The sequence below is a fragment of the Arthrobacter sp. 2YAF22_2 genome (assembly GCF_052114645.1).
GTDB lineage: Bacteria > Actinomycetota > Actinomycetes > Actinomycetales > Micrococcaceae > Arthrobacter.
On sequence record NZ_JBFRFD010000302.1, the window covers coordinates 1 to 4,649 of the forward strand.

Consider the following 4,649-nt stretch of genomic DNA (forward strand, 5'->3'; position numbering starts at 1 on the left):
GCTCAAAACGACAACAACTGCCAGCCAGTTGGGCCCCACAGAGAATTTCGAGGAACTCATGAATCAGGCTTTTGTGTACGACGCCGTGCGGACCCCGTTCGGGAAGTTCGGCGGCGGGCTCGCCGGGGTCCGGCCCGATGATCTGGCCGCGCACGTGATCGGCGAGGCGGTCCGGCGCGCGCCGGGGCTGGACGCCGACCGGATCGATGAGGTGGTGTTCGGCAACGCCAACGGCGCCGGCGAGGAGAACCGGAACGTGGCCCGGATGGGCACGTTGCTGGCCGGGTTGCCGGTCTCGATCCCGGGCACCACGGTGAACCGGCTGTGCGGGTCCTCGCTGGACGCGGCGATGATCGCGTCCCGGCAGATCAACACCGGGGACGCGGACCTGGTTTTGGTCGGCGGGGTCGAGTCGATGTCCCGGGCGCCGTGGGTGCTGCCCAAGACGGAGAAACCCTATCCGGCGGGGGACTTGTCGCTGGTGTCCACGACGCTGGGCTGGCGGCTGGTGAACCGGGCGATGCGGCCGGACTGGACCGTGTCTCTGGGGGAGGCCACCGAGCGGTTGGCGGAGAAGTACGGGGTGGGCCGGGAGGCGCAGGATGAGTTTGCCGCCGCCTCGCACAGCCTCGCCGCCGCGGCCTGGGACGAGGGCTTCTATGACGGCCTGGTTGCCCCGGTGCCAGGCACGGACCTGGTCCGGGACGAGGGTATCCGGGCCGGGTCTTCGGCGGCGAAGCTCGCCGGGCTGAAGACCGTGTTCCGTGCCGAGGGCGGGACCGTCACGGCCGGGAACGCCTCACCGCTGTCCGACGGGGCGTCCGCGGCGTGGCTGGGTTCCGAGGCCGCCGCCGGGATCCTGGGCCTGGACCCGCTGGCCCGGGTCGCGGGCCGCGGCGCGCACGCGAACGACCCGCAGTTCTTCGGGTACGCCCCTGTGGAGGCGGCGAACAAGGCCCTCGCGAAGGCCGGGATCGGCTGGGACCAGATCGGCGCCGTGGAACTGAACGAAGCCTTCGCCGCGCAGTCCCTGGCCTGCATCAACGCCTGGGGCATCGATCCGGCCATCGTGAACCGGCACGGCGGCGCGATCGCGATGGGCCACCCGCTGGGCGCGTCCGGCACCCGGATCCTGGGCACCCTGGCCCGGTCCCTGCAGGCCTCCGGAGAACGCTGGGGCGTCGCCGCGATCTGCATCGGCGTCGGCCAGGGACTCGCCGTCGTCCTCGAAAACGTCACCACCGCCCCCGGGCATCACCTGTCGGCATGACCTGCCGGCAAAACCAGTAAAGGGCTAGTACATGCTGAATTTCATTGACACCGTCGGCGAAGCCGTCGCCGGCATCCAGGACGGCTCCACCGTGATGATCGGCGGCTTCGGCAATGCCGGCCAGCCGTTCGAACTCATCGACGCCCTGATGGACTGCGGCGCCACGGACCTGACAGTGGTCAACAACAACGCGGGCCAGGGCGACCAGGGCCTCGCGCTGCTGATCAAGGAAGGCCGCGTGAAGAAGATGATCTGCTCCTTCCCGCGGCAGTCCGATTCCTGGCACTTCGACGCAAAGTTCCGGGCCGGCGAGATCGAGCTGGAGCTGGTCCCGCAGGGCAACCTGGCCGAGCGGATCCGGGCCGCCGGCGCCGGGATCGGCGGCTTCTTCACCCCCACGGGCTACGGCACCACGCTGGCCGAGGGCAAGGAAGCCCGCTTCCTGGACGGCAAGTGGCAGGTGTTCGAGACCCCGATCCACGCCGACGTCGCGCTGATCAAGGCGCTCAAGGCCGACGGCAAGGGCAACCTCGTCTACCGCAAGACGGCCCGCAACTTCGGCCCCATCATGGCCGCGGCCGCGAAACACACCATCGTCCAGGTCTCCGAGCTCGTCCCGACGGGCAGCCTGGACCCGGAAGTCATCGTGACCCCCGGAATCTACGTCAACAACATCGTGAAGGTGGCCTGAGATGAGTCTCGAGACAAGGATCCAGACTTCGGACACACCGCTGGGCCGCGACGACCTCGCCCGCCTGGTGGCCCGCGACATCAAGCCCGGCTCCTTCGTGAACCTCGGCATCGGCCAGCCCACCCTGGTTTCCAACTACCTCGAGGCGGAGCAGAACATCACCCTGCACACCGAGAACGGCATGCTGGGCATGGGACCGGAGGCCACCGGCGACCAGATCGACGGCGACCTGATCAACGCGGGCAAGATCCCGGTAACGGAACTGCCCGGCGCCTCCTACTTCCACCACGCCGACTCGTTCGCGATCATGCGCGGCGGGCATCTGGACATCTGCGTGCTGGGCGCCTTCCAGGTCTCAGCGACCGGGGACCTGGCCAACTGGCACACCGGCGCCCCGGACGCGATTCCCGCCGTCGGCGGCGCCATGGATCTGGCGACCGGCGCCAAGGACGTCTTCGTGATGATGACCCTGCTGACCCGCGAGGGGGTGTCCAAGCTGGTGGAGACCTGCAGCTATCCGCTCACCGGGATCGGCTGCGTCACGAGGGTCTACACGGAAAAGGCCGTCTTCCTGACCGGTCCCGACGGCGTCCGGGTCCGCGAGACGTTCGGCTGCACCCTCGAGGACCTGCAGGCCCTGGTGCCCGTGCCGCTCAAGGCCGCGTGAAGTGTGACTGAGGCAGCAAAGACTATCCGAGCCGACGGGGCACCGGCGGCCAGCGACCAGTACGTACAGTCGCTCGCGAGGGGACTGGCGGTGATCCGCTCCTTCGACTCGGAGCACCCCATGATGACCCTGACCGGGGTCGCGGCCCGGACCGGCCTCACCCGGGCCACCGCGCGCCGGTTCCTGCACACCCTCGTGGAACTCGGCTACGTCCGCACCGACGGGAAGACCTTCGCCCTGACCGCCAAGGTCCTGCAGCTCGGCTACGCCTATCTCTCCGGACTGTCGCTACCGCAAATCGCCCAGCCGCACTTGGAGGAGCTCTCCCTCAAGCTGGGGGAGTCGACGTCGGCCGCCGTGCTCGATGGGACGGACATCGCCTACATTGCACGGGTGGCGACGCGCCGGATCATGACCGTGGGGATCACCGTCGGCACCCGGTTTCCGGCCTACGCGACCTCCATGGGCCGGGTCCTGCTGGCCGCGCTCCCGCCGGCGGAACTGCAGGAGTACCTGGCCGCCGCCGAGGTCCGGCCCCTCACCCCGCGCGCCATCGGCACCCGGGCTGAGCTGCTGGCGGAATTGGATACCGTGCGGGCCCGGGGCTGGTGCGTGCTGGACCAGGAACTGGAACTCGGGCTGATGTCCGTGGCGGCGCCGATCCACGACGGGCCGGACAAGGTGGTCGCCGCGATCAACGTCTCGCTGCAAGCCCAGGCCGTCGCCGCGCAGCCGGATCCTGCCGCGTACCTGGCCTCGGTCCGCGAAGCCGCCGTCGCCACAGCGGAACTCATTTCGGCGGACCTCTCCGCCGGCCGTTAGCGCACGCCCGGTAACGCATGCCCGTAGCGCCGGCCGGGCTCAAGCACCGGCCGGGCTCAGCACCGGCTCCAGCACGGGCTCAGGCAGCGGGGAAGACCTTCCCCGGGTTGAGGATGTCCTTCGGATCGAAGACGGCCTTGATCTGCTGCTGGAGGTCGAGCAGGTCCGGACCGAGTTCGTCGCCGAGCCACCGCCGCTTCAGCAGGCCGATGCCGTGTTCGCCGGAGAGCGTTCCGCCGAGTTCGAGGGCGTAGGCAAACAGTTCGCCGGCAGCCTTCCAGATGATGTCTGGAACTGTCCCGCCCTGGTACACGAACGTCGGATGCAGGTTCCCGTCGCCGGCGTGGCACGCGGTGGGGATCATGATGCCGTATCGCTCTTCGAGGTCCAGGACTTTGCGGAAGACGTCGCTGACCCGGTCCCGCGGTACCGCAACGTCTTCCACCAGCATCGTGCCCAGTGATTCCAGCGCCGGAAACGCCTGCCGGCGAATGTTCACCAGGCGGGCCGACTCGTCCGGATCGGTGGTGGTCCGCGCGGCTCCGCCCGCCGCCGTGATGATGTCGACCACGGCGCCCGCGTCGGTCAGGGCGGCCGGTCCGTCGCATTGGACGAGGAAGTAGGAGCCTCCCTGCCCGAGCAGGTCCTCGCCGGTGTACCTGCCGACGCATTCGAGTGTACGGCGGTCCAGCAGTTCCATGATGGCCGGGACGAGCCCGGCCGCCGTAATGCGTGCCGCGGCGTCCGCGGCCTGTTCCACCCCCGGGAAGAAGGCGCCGATGGTCGCCTGCACGCCCGTCACTGCCGGTTGCAGCTTGAGCGTGCACTCGACGATGATGCCCAAGGTGCCCTCGGAGCCGATCATCAGGGCGCAGATGTCATATCCGGTGACCCCCTTCACCGTCCGGTGCCCCACCGAGATCAGGCGCCCGTCGGCGAGCACCACCTTAAGCGCCAGCACCGCTTCGCGGGTCACGCCGTACTTCGCGCACAGGAGCCCCCCGGCGTTCATGGCGATGTTGCCGCCCACGGTGGAGATGTCCTTGCTGGCCGGGTCCGGCGGCCACCACAGCCCGTGCTGGGCCAGTTCCGCATTCAATGCGCCGTTCAGTATTCCGGGCTGGACCACGGCAAGCCTGTTGGCCGGGGAGATCTCCAGGATCTCGCGCATGGAACCCAGGCACAGCACAATCTCGCCG

Annotated in this window: 5 protein-coding genes; 4 read left to right on the top strand and 1 reads right to left on the bottom strand. The window is 69.1% G+C overall.

Features of this window, described 5'->3' with window-relative positions:
* Nucleotides 1-58: 58 nt before the first annotated feature.
* From AB4Y86_RS12625 to AB4Y86_RS12640, 4 genes are read left to right on the top strand one after another with little or no spacing between them, the layout of a single operon-like run.
* Complete coding sequence (locus AB4Y86_RS12625) at nucleotides 59-1,270, top strand: thiolase family protein (RefSeq protein WP_441402573.1); 1,212 nt, start codon at nucleotides 59-61, stop codon at nucleotides 1,268-1,270.
* A gap of 31 nt (nucleotides 1,271-1,301) precedes the next feature.
* Nucleotides 1,302-1,961, top strand: a complete 660-nt coding sequence (locus tag AB4Y86_RS12630; RefSeq protein ID WP_441402569.1) for a 3-oxoacid CoA-transferase subunit A — start codon at nucleotides 1,302-1,304, stop codon at nucleotides 1,959-1,961.
* A gap of 1 nt (nucleotide 1,962) precedes the next feature.
* A complete protein-coding gene (locus AB4Y86_RS12635; protein WP_441402570.1) occupies nucleotides 1,963-2,628 on the top strand; it encodes a 3-oxoacid CoA-transferase subunit B in 666 nt (221 codons plus the stop codon).
* A gap of 3 nt (nucleotides 2,629-2,631) precedes the next feature.
* Nucleotides 2,632-3,450, top strand: a complete 819-nt coding sequence (locus tag AB4Y86_RS12640; protein WP_441402571.1) for an IclR family transcriptional regulator domain-containing protein — start codon at nucleotides 2,632-2,634, stop codon at nucleotides 3,448-3,450.
* Between the two features lie 79 nt (nucleotides 3,451-3,529).
* Here the strand turns inward: AB4Y86_RS12640 and AB4Y86_RS12645 are convergent.
* The coding region (locus AB4Y86_RS12645) for an FAD-binding oxidoreductase (RefSeq protein ID WP_441402572.1) at nucleotides 3,530-4,649 on the bottom strand (1,120 nt) is incomplete at its 5' end.

Bases quoted from the DNA above. Each gene is read 5' to 3' on its own strand.
- AB4Y86_RS12625 (WP_441402573.1), top strand. From the start codon at position 59: ATGAATCAGGCTTTTGTGTACGACGCCGTGCGGACCCCGTTCGGGAAG.
- AB4Y86_RS12630 (WP_441402569.1), top strand. From the start codon at position 1,302: ATGCTGAATTTCATTGACACCGTCGGCGAAGCCGTCGCCGGCATCCAG.
- AB4Y86_RS12635 (WP_441402570.1), top strand. From the start codon at position 1,963: ATGAGTCTCGAGACAAGGATCCAGACTTCGGACACACCGCTGGGCCGC.